Source organism: Rhodovulum sp. BSW8, from assembly GCF_003314725.1.
Lineage (GTDB): Bacteria > Pseudomonadota > Alphaproteobacteria > Rhodobacterales > Rhodobacteraceae > Rhodovulum > Rhodovulum visakhapatnamense.
In genome coordinates this window covers 32266-52489 of record NZ_QNVX01000066.1, presented here as the reverse complement: position 1 = coordinate 52489, position 20224 = coordinate 32266, and the positions used below count along the sequence as shown (strand labels likewise).

General features: G+C 66.2%; 17 protein-coding genes and 2 pseudogenes. 11 read left to right on the top strand and 8 right to left on the bottom strand.

From position 1 onward, the window contains the following. Nucleotides 1–23 precede the first annotated feature (23 nt). The 9 genes from DSD19_RS19815 (at nt 24) to DSD19_RS19775 (ending at nt 9640) form a co-directional block, all read left to right on the top strand. Complete coding sequence (locus DSD19_RS19815; protein ID WP_113670840.1) at nt 24–572, top strand: mismatch-specific DNA-glycosylase; 549 nt, start codon at nt 24–26, stop codon at nt 570–572. A 92-nt stretch (nt 573–664) separates the two neighbouring features. Then, nucleotides 665–1114: a hypothetical protein gene (locus DSD19_RS19810; RefSeq protein ID WP_075784955.1), complete on the top strand. Its 450-nt coding sequence runs from the start codon at nt 665–667 to the stop codon at nt 1112–1114. A gap of 199 nt (nt 1115–1313) precedes the next feature. Further along, nucleotides 1314–1853: an SCP2 domain-containing protein gene (locus tag DSD19_RS19805; RefSeq protein WP_237399789.1), complete on the top strand. Its 540-nt coding sequence runs from the start codon at nt 1314–1316 to the stop codon at nt 1851–1853. Further along, a complete protein-coding gene (locus tag DSD19_RS19800) occupies nt 1850–2848 on the top strand; it encodes a peptidase U32 family protein (RefSeq protein ID WP_075784956.1) in 999 nt (332 codons plus the stop codon). The genes DSD19_RS19805 and DSD19_RS19800 overlap by 4 nt, the downstream gene beginning before the upstream one ends. A gap of 5 nt (nt 2849–2853) precedes the next feature. Continuing rightward, nucleotides 2854–3777, top strand: a complete 924-nt coding sequence (locus DSD19_RS19795; protein ID WP_243628165.1) for a U32 family peptidase — start codon at nt 2854–2856, stop codon at nt 3775–3777. Nucleotides 3778–4109: 332 nt separating this feature from the next. Then, nucleotides 4110–5450, top strand: coding sequence for a sodium:alanine symporter family protein (locus DSD19_RS19790; RefSeq protein ID WP_207802496.1), 1341 nt, complete (start codon nt 4110–4112; stop codon nt 5448–5450). A gap of 97 nt (nt 5451–5547) precedes the next feature. Beyond that, on the top strand, nt 5548–7722 hold the full coding sequence (locus DSD19_RS19785; RefSeq protein ID WP_113670837.1) for a peptidase domain-containing ABC transporter: 2175 nt from the start codon (nt 5548–5550) through the stop codon (nt 7720–7722). A gap of 10 nt (nt 7723–7732) precedes the next feature. Beyond that, nucleotides 7733–9031: an HlyD family type I secretion periplasmic adaptor subunit gene (locus DSD19_RS19780; protein ID WP_075784959.1), complete on the top strand. Its 1299-nt coding sequence runs from the start codon at nt 7733–7735 to the stop codon at nt 9029–9031. A gap of 15 nt (nt 9032–9046) precedes the next feature. Then, nucleotides 9047–9640, top strand: a complete 594-nt coding sequence (locus tag DSD19_RS19775) for a methyltransferase domain-containing protein (RefSeq protein WP_113670836.1) — start codon at nt 9047–9049, stop codon at nt 9638–9640. A 723-nt stretch (nt 9641–10363) separates the two neighbouring features. Here the strand turns inward: DSD19_RS19775 and dusA are convergent. The 3 genes and pseudogenes from dusA to DSD19_RS22825 all read right to left on the bottom strand — a co-directional run. Then, the gene (dusA, locus tag DSD19_RS19770; RefSeq protein ID WP_113670835.1) at nt 10364–11410 is read right to left on the bottom strand and encodes a tRNA dihydrouridine(20/20a) synthase DusA; all 1047 of its coding nucleotides are present in this window, start codon (nt 11408–11410) and stop codon (nt 10364–10366) included. Between the two features lie 192 nt (nt 11411–11602). Continuing rightward, nucleotides 11603–11854 carry an integrase core domain-containing protein gene (locus DSD19_RS22830; RefSeq protein ID WP_371412649.1) on the bottom strand — a complete coding sequence of 84 codons (252 nt, stop codon included), beginning with the start codon at nt 11852–11854 and terminating at the stop codon, nt 11603–11605. Between the two features lie 222 nt (nt 11855–12076). Further along, nucleotides 12077–12280: pseudogene (locus DSD19_RS22825) on the bottom strand (hypothetical protein); the annotation flags it as partial. A gap of 15 nt (nt 12281–12295) precedes the next feature. On the opposite strand from DSD19_RS22825, the pseudogene DSD19_RS19760 reads away from it, so the two are divergent. Both DSD19_RS19760 and DSD19_RS19755 read left to right on the top strand, forming a co-directional pair. Continuing rightward, a pseudogene (locus DSD19_RS19760) lies at nt 12296–12691 on the top strand (IS5 family transposase); the annotation flags it as partial. 218 nt (nt 12692–12909) lie between these two features. Continuing rightward, nucleotides 12910–14352 carry a glycosyltransferase family 39 protein gene (locus tag DSD19_RS19755; protein WP_113670834.1) on the top strand — a complete coding sequence of 481 codons (1443 nt, stop codon included), beginning with the start codon at nt 12910–12912 and terminating at the stop codon, nt 14350–14352. Between the two features lie 288 nt (nt 14353–14640). On the opposite strand, the gene DSD19_RS19750 is transcribed toward DSD19_RS19755, so the two are convergent. The 5 genes from DSD19_RS19750 to DSD19_RS19730 form a co-directional block, all read right to left on the bottom strand. Next, nucleotides 14641–15642, bottom strand: coding sequence for a hypothetical protein (locus DSD19_RS19750; RefSeq protein ID WP_113670833.1), 1002 nt, complete (start codon nt 15640–15642; stop codon nt 14641–14643). Then, nucleotides 15639–17348, bottom strand: a complete 1710-nt coding sequence (locus DSD19_RS19745; RefSeq protein WP_133260485.1) for a hypothetical protein — start codon at nt 17346–17348, stop codon at nt 15639–15641. The genes DSD19_RS19750 and DSD19_RS19745 overlap by 4 nt, the downstream gene beginning before the upstream one ends. A gap of 226 nt (nt 17349–17574) precedes the next feature. Beyond that, nucleotides 17575–18585, bottom strand: a complete 1011-nt coding sequence (locus tag DSD19_RS19740; RefSeq protein ID WP_075784966.1) for an NAD-dependent epimerase/dehydratase family protein — start codon at nt 18583–18585, stop codon at nt 17575–17577. Between the two features lie 185 nt (nt 18586–18770). Further along, nucleotides 18771–19130: an H-NS family nucleoid-associated regulatory protein gene (locus DSD19_RS19735; protein ID WP_371412644.1), complete on the bottom strand. Its 360-nt coding sequence runs from the start codon at nt 19128–19130 to the stop codon at nt 18771–18773. A 423-nt stretch (nt 19131–19553) separates the two neighbouring features. Further along, entirely contained in the window at nt 19554–20165 is a 612-nt protein-coding gene (locus DSD19_RS19730) for an autoinducer binding domain-containing protein (protein WP_075784968.1), read from the bottom strand. Nucleotides 20166–20224: the final 59 nt, after the last annotated feature.

Sequence of the window (20224 nt, the reverse complement as noted above, 5' to 3'; positions counted from 1 at the left end):
GGACGCCCCGGGAGGGCGCGGCCATGGGATCGGAGGACATCCTTCCCGATTATGTCGCGCCCGATCTGCGTACCGTCTTTTGCGGCATGGCCGCGGGGCCCCGCTCGGCAGAGCTGGGCCTTTACTATGCCGGGCGGGGGAACCGCTTCTGGCCCGTGCTTTGCCGGGCGGGGCTGGTGCCCGAACCGCTGGCCGTCGGCTGCGAGGCGCGGCTGCTGGCGCTGGGCATCGGGCTGACCGATCTGGCCAAGGGCGCCTGGGGCATGGACGCGGCCGTCCCGGCCACCGCCCACGACCCCGACCGCCTGGCCCGCTTCGTCGAGATCTGGCGGCCCCGCAGCCTGGCTTTCAACGGCAAGCGCGCCGCGCAGGTCTTTCTGGGGGTCAAGCGGCTGGGCTATGGCCAGTTCGATCATGACGGGCTGCCGGTCTGGGTGCTGCCGTCGACCTCGGGTGCTGCATCGCGATACTGGGACGAAGCCGTCTGGCGGGACTTCGGGGCGGCGCTGGGGGCGGACCCTGATAGCCCGCCTGGCCGGGGCGCAGGTATGGCAGCCGTGCCGAAGCCGTGATCGCACCCCCCTTGCCGGGGCCGGGCCGCGGTTCTATCCAAGGGAGAACGGGTCCGCATGCCAGTTTCGCGGCCCGGACGGAGATGACCCCCATGCGCCTTCTGCCCTGCCTTGCCATTCTTGCCGCCGCCTCCAGCCTGGCTGCCTGCGTTCCGCAAGGCGGACCGACCCGCGCGCCGCACGCGATTCTGACCGACCATGGCAACCGGGTCGATCCGACGGGCACTCCCGGCGAATTCGAGGTGCTGGCGAGGCCCGGCGACGGCGGGGCCCAGCTCTGGTGCGCGGCCGGCGAATTCGCGCAAAGTCAGCTTCGCGCCAGCCCCGACCGGCGGATCTATCTGGTGACCCCGCGCGGTCCCAGCGCCACCCGGCCCGGCCGGACCTCGGCGGTCTTCACCGTGATGCCCAGCCCCGAGCTTCAGGCACGGGGCGACGCCATGTCCAGCCAGATGCTTCTGGGGGTGCGCAAGGTGGGAACCAATTTCAGCACGATCCACGCCGATATGGTCTGCCGCCCGCCGATCGACGTGCCGGACTGAGCGCGCAGGGCAGGGGCATGTCCCCGTCCGAACCGCGCGTTTCACGCAGTTGTGAGAGCACAAACCGCCGGGTCCGGCGGGCGCTTTGCCTTGCAGCACAGGCGTTCGCGCGATCCCTGCGGCAATTGGTGCCCCGGACAGTGCAACAGGTTTGACCTAAGTCAATCCGGATTCTCCCACATCCGGGTATCGACCAGCCATGACAACCGCACCCCAAACTCCACGCCTGCCCGGCGCGTCCGGAGGGTTTCCCTTCCTGCCGCCGCTGCCGCTGTTTCTTCTGCAGCCGGTCCTCAAGCGTATCGTGACCAAGATCGCGGCCGACAATCCGGACATGTTCGACCGGCTGGGCCATCACCGTCACGCCTATTTCCTGATCGACCCGGTCGACATGCCCTTCATGCTGTACCTGCGGCCCGATCCGGAGGCGCTGGACTTCAAGGCGCTGAACCGTCGCCGCATCCTGCCGCCGCATTGCGCGCGGATCTCGGGCAAGTTCCTGGACCTGCTGACGCTGATGGATACCGAACAGGACGGCGACGCGCTGTTCTTCTCGCGCGATCTGATCGTGACCGGGGATACCGAGGCGGTGGTCTGCCTCCGGAACGCGCTTGACGACGTGGAAGAGCCGATTGCCGAAAGCGTGGCCGACATGTTCGGCGCGCCGGGCCGGGGGGCGCTGAACATGCTGCGCCGGGCGGCCGAGAACGCCCAGAAACGGAAAGGGTCGCACTCATGATCAAACCCGAACTGATCTGCCCGGCGGGCACGCCCGCCGCCCTGCGCTCGGCCGTCGATGCCGGGGCCGATGCGGTCTATTGCGGCTATCAGAACGCCACCAATGCGCGGAATTTCGTGGGGCTGAACTTCACCCCCGACGAGATGGAGAAATCCATCAAATACGCCCATGACGGCGGCACCAAGGTGCTGATCACGCTGAACACCTTCCCGCCCGCGGGCAATGTGCAGCTGTGGAAGGACGCGGCCGACCTGTCGGCCAGGCTGGGCGCCGATGCCTGCATCGTCGCCGATATCGCGGTCGCGGCCTATATCCAGAAAAACCACCCGCAGATGCGCATCCACCTGTCGGTGCAGGCGGCGGCCTCGTCGCCCGAGGCGATCCGGTATTACGTGCAGGAATTCGGGGTGAAACGGGTCGTGCTGCCCCGGATCATGACGATCTCGGAAATCAAGGGCCTGGTCGAAGAGATCCCCTGCGAGGTCGAGACCTTCATCTTCGGCAACCACGGCCTGATGGTCGAGGGCCGCTGCTCGCTGACCAATTACGTCACCGGCCAGTCGACCAACATGGACGGGGCCTGCTCGCCCGCCTCCTGCGTGAAATACGAACGCGCCGAGGATGGCAGCATGTCGACGATCCTGGGCGATTACATGATCGACCGGTTCAAGCCGGACGAGACCGCGGGCTATCCGACGATCTGCAAGGGCCGCTACAAGTGCGACGCCCGCGATGACGGCTATTATGCCTTCGAAGAGCCGATCAGCCTGAACGCCTCGACCATGCTGCCCGACCTGATCAATGCGGGCGTGCATGCCTTCAAGATCGAGGGCCGCCAGCGGAGCCGCGCCTATGTCAAGAAAGTGGTCGCCGCCTTCCGCGAGGCCGTCGATTCGATCATGGCGGGGCAGGAACCCAAGCTGGCCGACCTGGTGGCGCTGACCGAGGGTCAGAAACACACCGAGGGTGCGCTCAAGACCAAGAAATGGAGGTAAGCCCGATGGCTGCCGAACTGACGCTGGGCCCGAACCTGTTCCACTGGCCCGCCGAGATGAAGCTCGACTTTTACAACCGGATCGCCGACGAAAGCCCGGTCTCGACCGTCTATCTGGGCGAGGTGATCTGTTCCAAGCGGACGCCATTCTTCGACGACCACCATCTGGACAAGGTCGCCGACCGGCTGGAACGCGCGGGCAAAAAGGTCGTGTTCTGCTCGTTCTCGGAAGTGGTGATCAAGCGCGAACGCAACCTGCTGCGCGAATGGGCCGAGCAGGAGGGCCGCGACCTTGAGGTCAACAACACCGCGGCACTTCTGTACCTCAAGAACAAGCCGCACCGGATCGGGGCGCTGCTGAACGTCTATAACGAAGACACGATGGCCTATCTGCACGAGCAGGGCGCGACCCATTTCGCGCTTCTGCCCGAGCTGCCGCGGGCCGCGGTTGCCAAGCTGGGCGAGAAGGCGGCCGAGCTGGGCGTCGGGCTTGAGGTGCAGGTCTTCGGCCGGGCCTCGCTGGCGCTGTCGGCGCGCTGCTACCATGCCCGGGCGCATGCCCGGACCAAGGACAACTGCCAGTTCGTCTGCGGCGAGGATCTCGACGGCATGACGCTGAAGACGATGGACGAAAAGCCCTTCCTGACGGTCAACGGCATCCAGACGCTCAGCTATGGCTATCTCGATCTGATGCCGGATATCGAGGATCTGAAGTCGATTGGCGTGACCCATTACCGGGTGATGCCCCATACCTGCGACATGATCGCGGTGACGCGCCTGTTCGACGACGTGCTGCAGGGCCGGATGGCCCCGGCCGAAGGCGATGCCAAACTGCGCGAGCTGGGCATCGAGGCACCCTTCGTGAACGGCTTCTACCACGGACGCTCGGGCCACACCTGGTCGGACCGGGCGGCAGCCGAGCTGGCGTGAGCCGATGACGATCGGACGGCGGAGCGCAGGTCTGCGCTCTGCCACGCTATCCTCTGTCCCGCCAGCGCCTTCCGCGCCGCGTGTCATGGCCCTGCGCTCCGCGGGGCTGTTCGTGTCGTCGCGACGGTCCCGCTGTCCGGCTCCGCCTCGGGGCCCGACAGAGGTCGACCTTTTTCCGCTTCGCGCCGCGTCTTGTGCCTTTCGCCGACCGGATCGGCCGGCCGCCTGCGGATCGGTCCCCCGGCCGCGTCAGCGCGCCGGGGCCGACCCTATTCCCGCTCTCCGTTCCGGCCGTGGCGGACCATCCGACAACTAACAGGGAAAAGTAAATGTTGGAGATACTCAACTCGATCGACTCTTTCGTCTGGGGGCCGCCGGTTCTGGTGCTGCTGCTGGGCACCGGGCTTTATCTGTGCGTGGGACTTCGTTTCCTGCCGCAGCGCAAGCTGGGCTACGGCTTCAAGATGATGCTGGAGGGCCGCAAGAAGGGCGGTGCAGGCCATGAAGGCGAGATCACGCCGTTTCAGGCGCTGACCACCGCGCTTTCGGCGACGATCGGCACCGGCAACATCGCGGGCGTTGCGACCGCGATCTTCCTGGGCGGTCCGGGCGCCGTGTTCTGGATGTGGCTGACCGCGCTGGTCGGCATGGCCACCAAATATGCCGAAGCGGTGCTGGCCGTGCATTACCGCGAGGTCGATGCCAATGGCCGCTATGTCGGCGGGCCGATGTATTACATCAAGAACGGGCTCGGTCCGCGCTTTGCCTGGCTGGCCTGGATCTTCGCCTTCTTCGCCACCATCGCCGCCTTCGGGATCGGCAACACGGTGCAGGCCAACTCGGTGGCCGATGCGGTCCAGTCGACCTTCGGCATCCCGCATCTGTGGACCGGGATCGCGCTGGCCGTTGTCACCTTCGTGGTGATCGTGGGCGGGGTCCGGCGGATCGGGGCTGTCGCCGAATGGCTGGTGCCGCTGATGGCGGTTCTGTACATCCTTGGCGCGCTGGTCATTCTTGCCGTCAACTACCAGGCCGTGCCGGGCGCGCTGGCGCTGATCTTCGAGGATGCCTTCACCGGCACCGCAGCGACCGGCGGCTTTGCCGGGGCGGCGGTGATGGCCGCGATCCGCTTCGGGGTGGCGCGCGGCGTCTTCTCGAACGAGGCGGGGCTCGGGTCCGCGCCCATCGCCCATGCCGCGGCGCTGACCGACGATCCGGTGCGCCAGGGCAACGTGGCGATGCTGGGGACCTTCATCGACACGATCCTTGTCTGCTCGATGACCGCTCTGGTCATCATCACCACCGGGGTCTGGACCAGCGGCGAGACCGGGGCCGCGCTGTCGGCGCTGGCCTTCCAGACCGGGTTGCCGGGCGGTGAACTGATCGTCAGCCTCGGGCTGATCGTCTTCGCCTTCACCACCATCCTCGGCTGGAGCTATTACGGCGAACGGGCGGCCGAATACCTGTTCGGGTCGAAGGTGATCCTGCCGTTCCGCCTGCTTTGGGTGGCCGGCGTGGTCGTCGGAGCGGTCGCCAATCTGGGCGTGATCTGGATCGTGGCCGACATCATGAACGCCCTGATGGCCATTCCCAACCTGATCGCGCTGATCGCGCTCAGCGGCACCGTCTTCGCCGTGTCCCGCGCCTACTGGCGCGCCAACCGGGCGGGCTGATCCGTCGCTCCCGGCGGGGTCCGCCCCCGCCGGGAGTTCTGTCCCGCGCCGTTTCCCGACAACCGCCCGTTAATGGTGGCTTGCGTACACATGGCGCATGTCGGTCCACGATTCCCAACTGTCCGAAACCCTCGCGCTCGATACGCCGCAGCTGTCGACGCTGCGCGGCGCGTTCCTGATCGCCGCCCATAACGGCATCATCCTCAGCCCTGACGAGCTGCCCGATCTGGGACGGGACGACCTCGCGCCCGGTCTGATGGCGCTGTTCGCGGCCAAGGGCCTGCGCTGCCGCCTGATCGGCAAGGCCGGATGGCGCATGGCCTCGCGGCTGGGGCAGGGGCTGCCGGTGCTGGCCGAGGTCGAACAGGGCCGCTGGATCGTGCTGGTCCATGCCGGTCTGGTCGAGAAGGCGCGCACCGCGGCGCTGCTCGATCCACGGCACGAGGCCGATGGCGTGCGCAGCGTTCCCTGGGAAGAATTCGAACTGCGCTGGACCGGCCGGCTGATCCTGATCGGGCGGACGGATGGCAAGGCCGACGCGGCCCGGGCCTTCGGCCTGCGCTGGTTCCTGCCCGCGCTTCGGCGCGAGCGCAGCCTTTTTGCCGGGGTGGCCGTGGCGGTCGTCACCGGCAACCTGATCGCCTTTTCGCTGCCCTTGCTGCTGCAGGTGATGATCGACCGGGTGATCGCCCATCAGGCCTGGTACACGCTGATGTCGGTGACCGCGGTCTATGTGCTGCTGGTACTCTTCGATGCGGGCTTCGGCTATGTGCGCCAGCGGCTCAGCCAGATCGCGGGCGGCCGGATCGATGCCGATATCGGCTCGCAAAGCGTGGCCCATCTGTTGCGCCTGCCGATGACCGTGTTCGAGACGACGCCCGCCGGGGTAATGACCCGCAACATCCAGCAGACCGACAAGATCCGCCATTTCCTGACCGGGCGGCTTCTGCAGACGATGCTGGATGCGGCCCTGCTGCCGCTTCTGCTGACCACGCTGGCGCTTTTGTCGGGCACGCTGACGCTGATCATCGCGCTTTACGCCATCGCCATCGCGGGCTGCATCGGGCTGATGCTGCCGATCCTGCAGAGCCGGCTGAACGCGCTTTACGGGGTCGAGGCCGAACGCCAGGCGCTGCTGGTCGAAACGCTGCACAACATGCGCGCGGTCAAGTCGCTGGCGGTGGAACCCGCGCGCCAGCGGCTGTGGGAAGACAGCCTTGCCCAGTCTGTGCGCAAGCAATGGGATCTGGGCCGGATCTCGGCGCTGACCGGCACACTGACCGGGCTTCTGGAACGGATGATGCAGGTCACGGTGGTCGCGGTCGGCGTCGGGCTGGCGCTTCAGGGCACGATCACGGTCGGCACGCTGGTCGCGATCTTGCTGCTGTCTGGTCGCGTCTCGGGGCCGCTGGTGCAGATCGTGGGCCTGATCAACGAATGGCAGGAGGCCGCGCTGTCGATCCGCATGCTGCGCAAAATCATGGATCACCCACCCGAACGGCAGGATGACGCCCAGCTGGCGCAGCCGATGCTGTCGGGGGCGCTCGAACTGCGCGAGGTGGGCTTTGCCTATCCCGGCGCCGCGACCCCGGCGCTCGACCGGGTCAGCCTGACGGTCGCGCCGGGGCAGGTCGTGGGCATCGTCGGGCGCTCGGGTTCGGGCAAGACCACGCTGACGCGCCTGATCCAGGGGATCGAGACGCCGCAACAGGGCCTGATCCTCTTCGACGGCATCGATATCCGCAACATCGCTCTGTCGTCGCTGCGCCGTCAGGTCGGCATCGTGCTGCAGGACAACCTGCTGTTTCGCGGCTCGATCCGCGACAATATCGCGGTCGCGGTGCCCGGTGCCCCGCTCGAGGCCGTGCTGCGCGCGGCGACGCTGGCGGGCGCCGACGAATTCATCCGGCGCCTGCCGATGGGCTTCGACACCATGGTCGAGGAAAGCGGCGCCAACCTGTCGGGCGGGCAGCGCCAGCGCATTGCCATCGCCCGCGCCCTGCTGGCCGACCCGCGTATCCTCATCCTGGACGAGGCCACCTCGGCGCTCGACCCCGAATCCGAGGCGTTGGTCAACCGCAACCTCGCCGCCATCGCTCATGGCCGCACCATGATTGTGGTCTCGCACCGGCTGTCCTCGCTGGTCCGGGCAGATCAGATCCTCGTGCTCGATCAGGGCCGACTGCTCGACATGGCTCCGCACGAGACCCTTCTGTCGCGCTGCGAGACCTATGCGATGCTCTGGCGCCAGCAGACCGAGCATATGGCATGAGCGCCCGCCCATGAGCAAAGTCGCGCGCGACGCGCTTCCGTTCCAGCCGCCGTTGGTACAGGTCCGCGAGGAACCTCTGCCCTGGCTGCTGCGGCTCTGGCCGTTCGGATCCGCTGTGCTTCTGGTCGCGCTGGTCACGCTGGCGGCTTTCGTTCCGATCGACGTCGTGGTCACTGCCGAGGGACGCATCGTGACCGACGATCCGCCTGTGGTGATGAAACCTCTGGGCTCGGCGGTGCTCGACCGGCTTTTGGTGCGCCCGGGCGACGCGGTCGAGCCGGGCCAGCTTCTGGCGCGGCTCGATGCGCGCGATCCTGCGACCGACGCTGCCGTTCTGACCGCCGAGCGCGTGGCAATCGAGGCCCAGATCGCCCGGATCGAGGCCGAACTCGACAATCGCGCGGTCACGGGCGAGGGCGAGGACTTTGCCCTTCAGGCCCGGATCCAGAGCGAGCGCGCCGCAACCGAGGCCGCCCAGCGCGACCAGCTGGTCACGGCGCTTGCCCAGATCGACGGCGGGATCGACGCGGCGCTGGAAAGCGTTCCTGCCCTGGCCGAGGCGGTCGCGACGGCGCGCGAGATCGAGACCATGCACGAAACCCTGCTGGCGCGGCAAAGCGGCACCCGCCTGGCGGTCAACCAGGCCCGGCTGCTGCGGCTCGATGCCGAGACCAGCAGCCGGGACAACATGGCCCAGCTGCTGTCCCTGCGCCAGGAACGCGAAACCGCCGCCGCCCGCCTTGCCGCCTTCGACAGCGACCTGCGCCAGAGCCGTCTCGAGGAACTGGCCGGGCTCCGGCCGCGGCTGGCGGTGATCGACCGCCAGTTGTCGCAGGCGACCGACCGCGCGCGGCTTTACGATCTGCGCGCGCCGCAGGCCGGTGTCGTGCTGTCGGTGGCCGAGGGGGGGCCGGGCTCGCTGATGACCATCGCCGATCCGGTGGTGGTGATCGCGCCCACAAGCGGTGCGATGCATGCCGAGATCGGGCTGCTGTCCCGTGATGTGGGGTTGGTCCATCCCGGTGACCCGGTGCGGATCAAGGTGGATGCCTTTCCCTGGCGCCGCCATGGCCTGATCGCGGGGCGGCTGACCGATGTGGCGCCCAGTTCCAGCGTGCCGACAGGCGGCGGCCCGGCCCGCCATGCCGCGCGCGTGGCCTTCGACCGCGACGTCGCCTTGCCCGACGGGCTGATGCCCGGCATGACGCTGACCAGCGACATCGCCACCGGTCACCGGACCCTCCTGACCTATTTCCTCGATCCGGTTCTCAACGGGTTGAGCGAAAGCCTGCGCGAACCCCGATCCTGAACCCGGAGCTCCTTCATGGACACCCTCACCCTCGACCCGGAAGACGTGACTGCCACTCTCAAGACCGTACTTCATGTGGGTTGCGGCATGGCCGACCCCGCCAAGCTTCCGACCGATGCCTTTCCGACCGATGGCTGGCGCGAGCTTCGCCTGGACATCGATCCCTCGGTGATGCCCGACATTGTGGCCAGCATCACTGACATGCGGGTGCTGGCCGAGGGCTCGGTCGACGCGGTCTGGTCGTCCCACAATCTCGAGCATTTGCGCGCCCATGAAGTGCCGCTGGCGCTGTCCGAATTCTGCCGGGTGCTGCGACCGGGCGGATTTGCGCTGATGACGATGCCCGATCTGCAGCGCGTCGCCATGCTGGTGGCCCAGGGGTTGCTCGAAGAGCCTGCCTATATCTCGGCCGCGGGGCCGATCTCGCCCATCGATATCCTTTACGGCTACAGGCCTTCGATCCAGGGTGGGAACGATTTCATGGCGCATCGGACCGGGTTCACGATCGGCTCGCTCAGTGCCCATATGACGCGCGCGGGCTTCGTCGACGTGCAGGTCGAATCCGACGGGCGGTTTGCGCTTTGGGCCAGGGGGGTGCGGCCCGCCTAAAGCCCTCGGCCCGACGCGAGGTGAAATCCTGCTTATGCCACGCGGGAGAACGTGGCGAAGGTGGACAGTTGGACGACTGCATCAAGCGACAGACGGCGAAGGGTCCCCACGCTGGGCGAGGCATTCAGAGCATTGGCCTGACCCAGGCAGAGTCCGCCGGGTCGATACACGCAGGCTGGGGCGGCGGTAGCTGGCCCGGGCTGCGGGTTGCCAGACGCCGGAAACGGCCCGGCTCCGGGAAAGGGGCAACCTTTACCACGCTCCAGGACCTGCTGGATCAGGGCGGAACCGGGCGCATCCTGCTGCTTTGGGAGGGGGCCGGGAACGATGCGATCTTGCCCTCAGTTTCGGACTTGGCCGACCCGGATGGTCGAGACGGGGCGCCCCTTGTCCCGCCGCTTGCTTGTCGGTCTCTTCAATGAAAGCGGAGACGCATGCGCCCTCTGGCCCGGCAATGAAGGTTCGGCATCGGAGCGGGGGGCTTTCGGAAGGATCTGGCTCGGCTGACGCCGCCCCATAGGGTTGGCCGTAACAAGGTCGTTCCCCATTGACAGAGACGGGCAAACGTCCAGCGGGCGGCCCGAGAGGCTTCTTGGCTCCGGCTCGCGCGCGATGCGGGTGACAGAGACGACGCTCATCGGAGGCGGCGTCGGCATCGGTCAGCCCTGTACGCCGCACCGCCGACGGCGCGCCTTGCGACAGCCAGGACCGGCGAGCAAGCGGTCAGGCGTTCCGTGCCGCATCCACCGGCAGAGGCTCGGGCATCGGAGGCATCGCCTCAAGCGCCGCATCGAATACGTCGAGACCCGCCCCCGGTCCGGCCGCGCCTTCGGACAGCAGACGCCGCCAGGTTCGCGCCCCGGGGCGTCCGGCGAAAAGCCCCAGCATGTGGCGGGTGACGGCGTGCAACCGGCCTCCGGCCCCCAGGTGGCGCGCGATATAGGGACGCATCTCTTCGGCCACCTGTCGCGCGGTCTTGCGTCCGGGCTGGCCAAAGATTTCTTCGTCCGCGCCCAGCAGGATCCCGGCGGGATCGTGATAGGCGGCGCGCCCGATCATCGCCCCGTCGAGCCCGTCTTCCAGAAATCCCTTGGCCTCGGTCAGTGTGCCGATCCCGCCATTGACCGACAGGTGCAATTCCGGGAAGGCCTGTTTCATCTCGTGCACCAGATCGTAGTCAAGTGGCGGCACATCGCGGTTTTCCTTCGGACTGAGCCCCTGCAGCCACGCCTTTCGCGCGTGAATGGTAAACCGCGTTGCTCCGGCGGCCGAGATCGTCTGAAGAAAGGCCGGCAACACCTCTTGCGGGTCCTGATCGTCGACTCCGATCCGGCACTTGACGGTGACCTCGACCGTCGCCGCCGCCCGCATTGCGGCAACGCATTCAGCGACAAGGCTGGGGGTCTTCATCAGGACGGCGCCAAACGCGCCCGACTGCACCTTGTCCGAGGGGCAGCCGACATTCAGGTTCACCTCGTCATAACCGGCCTCGCAGCACAGCCGCGTGGCCCGGGCAAGTTCCGCGGGGTCCGAGCCGCCCAGCTGAACGGCAACCGGGTGTTCCGCTGGCGCGTGGTCCAGCAGATGCAGGGCGCCCCCCCGGACCAGGGCGGGAGCCGTCACCATCTCGGTATAAAGCAGGGCCGAGCGGCTCATCAGCCGGTGGAAGTAGCGGCAATGTCGGTCTGTCCAGTCCATCATCGGCGCGACCGAAAGGCGGGCGGCGTTGATAGCGTTATATTTTCTTTTATTTTCTGTGTATTGCGCCATCGCTCGTTTGCCTTCGTCTCGCCTCGTTCCGCTCTATTTTTCCCGGTTTGCAGAGATCGGTCCTACAATGCCGGACTAAAATCGACTCTTGCAGGACTGGTTGTATGGGCACCATCACCCCCCGGCCGCGGAAAGACGGCACCATAGGTTACAGGGCGCAGATTGTCATCAAGCGCAAGGGCGCAACTGTCTTTAGCTGTCACATCCCGCGTGATTGCAGACGCGCTTCCTGAACATCTCGGGCCTTTGACGTTGCCAGTCCTTGAGGGTGTCGATGGGCGTTCGACCCTTCAGGGCTGATTGTGGAAGCTGGCTGTTGTAGAGGTGGACGTAGCGCAGGATGGTCTGCTCCAGGTCTGCGCCGCTCCGGAAGCGATGGCTCTGCAGGACATCCTCGATCCGGCCGTTGAAGCGCTCGACCCTGCCGTTGGTCTGCGGCCGCATCGGTGGCGCGAGACGATGCTCGATGCCGAGGTCCGCGCTTAGCCGGTCGAACTCGTGCTGTCCGGTGGGGCTGCGCTTGCGCAGGCCGAACAGCCGGTCGGTGAAGGCCTTGCCGTTATCGGTCAGCACGCGGGTGATCTTCATCGGGGCCGCGCGCTCGAGGTCGCGCTGGAACCTCCGCGCGTTGGCCGCGGTCTGTGTCGGGTAGATGCGCGACGGCGACCCACCGCGTTGAAACCGACGTTTCCACTCGTAGAAGCTGGTGGTGTCCATGCCGCGCTGGCGACAGGCTTCGGCGACGTTGCCGAGTTCTTTTGCCAGTTCCAGAACGCTCATGCGGGTTTGCGCGATCTTGGTCTTCGCGTCGCGAGCCTTGGGTTTCGTCGCTTTCGCTGTTCCATCCGTCGCGGGGTCCGCCTTTCCCAAATTAGCATGGAAAGAAGGTTAAGTGGACACATGAATACCAAACGGCATGTCATCTGCGACAGCCAGGGGCGCCCGCTCGACCTGTTCGTCACCACCGGTCAGGTCGGTGACTACATCGGCGCAAGGGCGTTGCTCAACAGCCTCCCAAAAATCGACTGGCTGCTCGGGGATCGCGGCCATGATGCCGATTGGTTCCAAGAAGCTTTGCAAGACAAAGGGATACGCGCTTGCATCCCTGGCCGGAAGCAACGCAAGACCCCGGTCAAATACGATAAGCGCCGATACACGCGCCGCAACCGGATCGAGATCATGGTCGGCAGGCTCAAGGAGTGAAGACGCGTAGCGACCCGCTATGACCGCTGCCCAAAGGTCCTCCTCCCGGCCATCGCTCTCGCGGCAACCGTCAGTTACCGGGTGTGGATCCTGACCCTGGGGCGAATTTTCTCGCTTGTCGCGGATTTCGGCGCATGGCGGAGGGTAATCCCGCAGCGTGGGTGAGACGGCGCCTCTCTCCACTGCGGAATGGACTTTTCCGCCATCACCCGGCATGACCCGTTGCGGGCAGCCTACCCGTCCTTGTCCGTACTCCCATCGCCCGATCCGTTCCTGGCCGAAGAGAAGAGGATTTCATGAACTCCTGGCTCCGCGATCCGCAGAAGCTTGGCCTGATCCTGATCTCGGGTCTGGCACTTTTCTACCTCACGCAACTGCCGGTCGGCCAGCTCTACCGCTTTGACGAATTTCTCACCCTCGACCGGACGAGCGGTTTTCTGCGCTTCGGAGACTGGACGACCGTCTATTCCTCGAACCTTCCGAATTTCCAGAAGCCGCCTTTGCAATACTGGATGGGCGCGGTCTTTCTGGGCGCGGGGGTCGACGAAACCGTCGCGATCCGGATCCCGTCCTGGATCTTTTCGGTCGTCTGTCTGATCGCGACGGCCTCTCTGGCGCGCAGCATCGCGCCCGCGCATCCCCATGCCGCGCCCGCCGCCGTGATCCTGCTGGCCAGTTCGACCGAGTTCTGGTCCCATGCCATGTCCGGCATGCTCGAGACCGGGTCGGCCGCCTTCGTCACGCTCGCTCTGCTTTTTGCCTGGCGCGCTGTGCAGAGCCCGTCGAACTGGTGGTGGGCCGCGGTGGCGGTCGGTCTTGGTGCCTTGCAGAAATCGCCCGGCGCCCTTGCCGCCGTGGCCGTCTTCGTCGCCGGGGCGGCGCTGGCCGCGCGGCTTCTGGGCGTGGCCTTGCCCGGCCTGAGGTCCCGGATCCTTCCGGCCGCGGGTCTTCTGGCACTGTGCCTCGCGGCCGCCTGGCCGCTCTTGCAGATCCTGTTGCACGGCCCTGCGGCCATTCGATCGGCCGTCGACAACGAACTGATCGGCCGGTTTTCCCCCGATGCCGCCTCCGGGATGCGCGGTCTCGGGGATGTCTGGGGGATCGTGATCCGCGACGAACCTTTCCTGAGGCTCGGTGCCATCGCCGGGCTTTTCGTCCTGCCCTGGCTCTTGCGCGACCCGCGGCTTTTTGGCTTCACGGCCGTGGTGGTGGGATATGTCGCCAGCATCGTCCTGGCCGGTGGCCCGGTCTATCCGCGCTATACCCTGAACCTCGTGCCGCTGTTCTGCGCAGTCGTGGCGGTCTGGATCTTCCAGTCGCAGGCCACTTTGCGCCGGAAATGGATCGTCACCGGGATCATGTCGCTGCTGCTGCTGGGGCCGCTGAAACCCGCCATCCTGCTGTCCGGGCAATCGTCCCGTGACCAGGCCGCGCAATCGACCGTACTGCCGACCGTGGGCGCGCAGTTGCAGGACGACGAGACACTGGTCGCCTGCGGCTGGGACAGAAAGACCCGTTTCTCGCCAGGGGCCGTGTCATTCTATGCTTCGAACGGACGCCCGTTCGTTTATCTCGCTCACAAGGACGACCTTGGGCCCAGGCTGCGCGCCCTGACAGGTCGGCCGATCCGGGGCATTTGTTCGTCCTCGTCCTTTGCGGAGCTGAACGAGATCTTTGGCGCGGCCCAAGTCGTCGAGCGCCTTGCCCCCGACTACGTGATGTTCGTGCTGCGGCCCTGATGCGTCGCGGGAGCGCCGGTGCCACCAGCGCCGGTGCCTCTCGCTTCGGCACACTGGAAAATCCGCAGGTCTGCAGGCGTCTCCGGCACGGTTCGCGGGGAGGCCGACCGGCGCGACCGGAGGGTCGGGCGCACCAAGACCCTTGCGGCAAGATCCCGAAGTCAGGGGGCGCAGGCTTCCGTCCGCGCATGAGAGGGGGGGATCGCACCCGGGCATCTTGCTGATCTCATGTGCCGTCCGCCCGTGCCGCGCGGTTGGCGGCCCAGGCGCCGCCGGCGCCGGGGGCGATCAGTCCAGTGTCTTGCAGCAGCGGAAGCCGAGGTGGTAATTCTCGTGGCTTGCCGGGCTCATCACCCGCGCGCCGTGCCAGAAGGGCGCGCGCCAGCGGCACCAGTCGGGATGGGCGCGATACTTGTCCCAGATGAACCAGGACCCTTTCATCTCTGTCACACCAAGCCGCGTGCTGCCCGCGCTGGCCATCTGGTCGGGGGCGAGCGGCAGGTTCATGTGTTCGGCGGCGTTGCCGTTGATGTCATAGACCTTCAGCGGGCTGGTGCAGCTGTTGAAGCTTCCGGTCGGGTAGGTGTTGGATCCGCAATTGCCGAACCCGCCGCCGGGGCAGGTCGGGCTTTTCACGCTGTCCTGCGCACAGACCCCGGTACGGAAGGCCGGGCCATAGCTCCAGCTGGCGGAGCTTTGGTATTTGGCGTTATGCGCGGCGCGCATCCGGTTGACGGCCCCCGAGTCCGACTGGCCGCGCGCCAGGTCGAAGCGGTAGTCCGGCGGCTCCAGCGCGCCGGCGCAGGCGCCTTCCCATTCATGCGCGTCGCACAGCCGCTTGCCCTCGGCGGCGCAGATTTCGGCGGCTTCCTTGGCCTTCACCCAGACCACCGGATAGCTGCAGGGAATATCGGGATATTCGAACTGGTCGATGCAGGCCTTCGCGTCCTCGGGCCGTTCGGTCCGCGGATCGTAAAGCGGAGCCATGTATTTGGCGCCGCAGATCCGTTCGAACCGCTTGTCGGCATAGGCGGCCAGCGCGTTGCCGCCGGCGCGGGCGTTGCACTCTTCGCGGGTCATGGCGTGGCGGGTGATCGCCGGATTGCCCTGCCCCAGAACCCGCGAGCGTGCGAAGATCTGCTGGATCCTCTCGATCGCCGCGCCGTCGACGCCGCGCACCGATTGCAGTTCGCGAAAGAGCTGGGCGTTCGACTCGGCCAAGCTTTGCGCGGTGCCGGGCGTTGTGGCAAGGACGAGCCAGATCGTGAGAAGGCCCAGAATGCGGGTCATGGCAACGGCTCCTTGCGCATCAGGTAAAAGAAGTCGCGGTTGTCCGGGAAGCCGATGAAGCGCGGAATGACATGGCCGTCGCGGCTTTTCTCGTCGATCCGGCTCATGCCGGCGACCAGATGGCGCGCGTCGATGCCGCCACCTTTTTCCGGCGTGTAAAGCGCCATGTAGGTGTGTTCGATGGCATTCATGTCCAGCAGCATGGCATAATCGCAGCCATAGGCCTGGAAGGTGCGGGCCATGGCCGAGGGCGTCGCGGTCGAGAACCAGCCATAGATCAGAAACTGGCGGCCTGCGGCGGTCTTCATGCAGGCTCCGGCGCGAAGAGTCCGGAGATCGGCATTGGCCGAGCCCGACCAGTTGCCCGCCCCCCATTGCCGGACCAGCGGGCCGACCATGCCGTTTCCGGTCGCGGGGTCGCGTTCGATGATCGGCACGCCATTCTGCCGGGCAAAGCGGATCTGCGGCAGCAGCGCATCGTCGGCCTCGGCCCAGGTCTTCATGCGAACGGTGCCGTCATCCAGCACGTAAAGCGTCGAAAGCCCGGGCTGCAGCGTGCTGAGCACCGTTCCGTGCACGATAAAGCCGTAATGGTGGCCGTTGTTGAACCCGGCCATCGGCCCGAACCGGAAGGCGCCATGGTCGCGCTTGAACCCACCCGTAAAGGTGGCCGCGATCCGGCGGGCCTCTTCGGGATTGACCATGCCCATCGTTGCCAGCGGGCGCGCGGTGTTGAACCCGTCCGGGCCGGGCAGGTTCCAGCTTTGGCCCCCACGCGAGGGGCGCGAGGACCATTCGAGCCGGGGATGTTCGGTTCCGGTTTCGTAGCCGATGTCGAAATTCGTCATGTCGAAGGCCACGAGATAGACATCGGCCCGCGACTCGACCCCGTCGAGCGCGTTGGTCTCGCCCCGGCGCCCGAGGATTTCGGGGCTGATCATGCGCGGCTGCATGGCAGAGGCATAGATGCCGGGGGCGCCGCGCACGGCATACCAGGCGCCCATCTCCATGCGTTCGGGGCTGGCGCCGACAAGATCGAAGGTCATGGTCGTATACATGACCGGAAAATCGCGCAGGTCGGCCCGGCCGAGCAGGCGGTTCACCTCGCCCGGATCGGCGCCGGTCAGAACCTCGCCGCTGGCGAGATAGCGGTCCTTGTAAAGCGTATCCTTGACGAAGCCGACGAGGGATTCCCCGAACCAGACATTGTCGCGCAGGAATTCGGCCGTCCGTTCAAGATTGGTGCGCGCGCCCGACACCGGGTTGCGCAGGTAAAGATGGCTGTCGCAGATCGGCGCAAATGGCAGGCCCGAGGCGCGCGCGTCGGACAGTTCGGGCGTCGCCACCGTCCAGGGGCGGCACTTGTACCGGGTCTGGCTCTCGGTCAGCAGGATCGCCGGAACCGGATCGTCGCTGAGCGCGACATCGCGGGTCAGCGGGTCTGGATTTTCGAGGTGATAAGCCTCGCTCCGCTGGCCGGGGCGGTCGATTTCCAGCAGGAACCAGCCGTTGGCATTAGGATTGAGCGAGGTCAGCCGAACCCGGGTGCCATCGCGCGACAGCGCGGATTGCGAGGCGCGAAGCCCCTGCAGATCGACCACCGATTTCGCGCGTGGGGCATGGGCGTCGGCATTCTGGATCGCCAGCCGGACGGCGCCTGGATGCGGAATGGTCTGGCCCGAGACTGCAGACGGGGGAACAGCCACCAAGGCCGCGCAGGCAAGGGCGCGGAACGTCTGGGCAGCAATCTGAAAATACGCGGTCATGATGTCGTCTTAGGCAACCGCTCTAAACAAATAGTATTCGCGAAACGGGATTGTCGCCAAGCAGGAAACCCTTCCTCCTGTCACGTAACCACGCAGGCCGTCGCCCGGCAAGGGGCAACGGCGGGGACGGTGCCGCTTTCCGTTGTTTTCCTGCGGATTGCGTCCCTCAGGAGGCGTCGTTTGCCCGAAACCAGGCAACGAACCGGGCGACGCCCTCGGGCATGGGGGTTTGCGGGCGATACCCGGTCAGGCGTTGCAGCAGCGAGGCATCGGCCCAGGTGGCCGGAACGTCCCCCGGCTGCATGTCCATGTAGTTGCGGATCGCAGGCGTTCCGAGCTCCGATTCGAGCGCGTCGATAAAGTCGAGCAGCCGCACCTTTTCGGAATTGCCGATATTGACCACCCGGAACGGGGCGACCGGGCTCAGGCTGTCGCCTTCGGGCACGCAGCCGTCGGCGGGCCGTTCGGGGACGGCATCCATCAACAGGCGGATGCCGCGCACCAGGTCGGTGACATAGGTGAAATCCCGGTACATGTCGCCGTGATTGTAGATGTCGATGGGCTCGCCCCGGACGATGCGGCTGGCGAATTTGATCGGCGCCATGTCGGGGCGACCCCAGGGCCCGTAGACCGTGAAGAAGCGGAACATCGTGGTCGGCAGATCGTGCAGATGCGCATAGGCATGGCCCATCGCCTCGGTCGCCTTCTTCGTGGCTGCATAGATCGTCAGCGGCAGGTCGGCCTTCTGGGTTTCCGCGAAGGGCATCTGGGTATTGGCGCCATAGACCGACGAGGTGGAGGCCATCATCAGATGGCGGACCGACTGGCGCCGGGCGGCTTCCATCACATTGAAGGTGCCGACGAGGTTCGAATCGATATAGGCACGCGGGTTGTCGAGGCTGTAGCGGACGCCGGCCTGGGCCGCGAGATGGACGATGATGTCGGGGCGAAAGCCGTCGACGGCCTTTGACAGCGCCTCGTTATCCTCGAGCATCGCCTCGGTCATCGCGAAACCTTCGCGGCCGTCGAGTTGCGCCAGGCGGCGGCGCTTGAGCGACACGTCGTAATAGTCGGTCATGCCGTCATAGCCATGGACGGTCATGCCCTCTGACAGCAGAAGATCGGCGAGGTGGAACCCGATGAATCCGGCCGTGCCGGTGATGAAGACGCGGGTCATGCGAGCCCTTCCCGGTGCAAGGATTGTGCCGCCTGTCTAGAGCGCTGCACGGGCAAGGAAAAGGGGGGGGGCGGGTTTTGTCTTGCCCGCCAGGGGTCGTCCCGCCGGACCGGTTCCCGGGAGGCGCAGATCAGGAACGTCCCGGGGTGGCGCCTCCCCTGTGGCGCCCGGCCCCGGGAGAGGGGTCAGGCGATGGCGAAATCCTCGAGGCTTGCGCCGTTCGACAAAGCCTCTTCCAGCCAGCGCGGACGGCGTCCGCGACCGCTCCAGGTTTCGGCGGGATTTTCGGGATTGCGGTATTTCGCCGTGGGTTTCACCCGGCGCGCCTTCTTGCCCAGGATATCGTCCAGAGAGAAACCCATTTCCTTGGCGGTTGCCTCAAGAACTGCGCGGGCTTTTGCCTTCTCGCGTTCGTGAAAAGAAGAGATCGCGGTATCGACGTCCTTGCGGAGTTCCTTGAGCTCCTTCAGCGTCAGGGTTTCTAGGTCTTTTGGCATCTCGGTTTTCCTTCGATCGAGTGGGGATCGACTGTTAGTCGTCTGCAATGGCGGGACTTTGTACCGAGAAATTGTCTTTGCCAAGGGCGAAATGGCGGCCGGAGCGCATTTTAAGCGGCGCCATGCTTTCGGCGTCTTTAAAAGCGGGCTTTCGTCCGCGGGCGTCTATTAATAAATTGATTGCGGCGATACATATACTAATTGAACATGCGAAGTTCCACCATGCGGAACCGGCTCGCTCAGCAAGAATTGAATTGACCTCCGCATTCCTGCCCGTCGTTGGGCGAAATTCAGTAAAGCGGGCCGCAATACGAACGCGCCCGGTGCGCCGCAGATGCAAATCTGCAAGCCTCTGGGGGTGAACCGGGCTTGCCAGGCGCCGGGCACCGCGTCCTGTGGCGCGCCTCGGCCCGGAAAGGTCGGGGCGCCGGAAGATTGCGAAATTCGGAACAATGCGGCGTGCCGCAGGCGTCAGATCACGCCGCGGCAGCGCGCCAGAGATGTCGCCTGCGAGGTGGTGGCGGCGCCGAGCTTGCGCTTGGCATTGGCCAGCCGCGCCTTCACCGCGCTCATCGAGATGTCGAGCTCGGCCGAGATCTCCTTCAGGCGCAGGCCATCGGCCTGGAGCCGAAGTGCCTCGGTTTCGGCGCGGGTCAGGGGCCGTTCTCCGGAGTCGGCCGCGTGCAGGCGCGTGACGATGCCCAGAAGTTCGGCCATTTCCGTCGAGCCAAAGGCGCGATTCGACCGGGCGAAGGTGCCATAGCTGCGCCGTCCCGAGTCGCCCGGCCGCATCACCGAGACCACGGCCCCAAAGCGCAGTCCGAAGGCGGCCGCCTGCCCGAAGACGTCGGCAGGATCGTCATGGGCCAGCGATGCCCAGGACACGACGCCGGTGCGCGCATAGACCCAGCGAAAAACGGGGTCCTGCACGATAAGTCCGCTGCGCGCATAGTGATCCGTCCAGTCTCCGGGCAGGCGGTTGATTTCCTGTGCGGGATAGGCGAACCCGAGCCGCAGCCCGACATAGAACCCTGCAGGGGCAAGCGTGGCGAGGCGGTCGGTCAGTTTCTTGCGAAGATCCATCGGCTATACATCTGGTCGGGAAGGGCTTGAACTATGCGGCGCTTTGGTAGCAGGAGCGG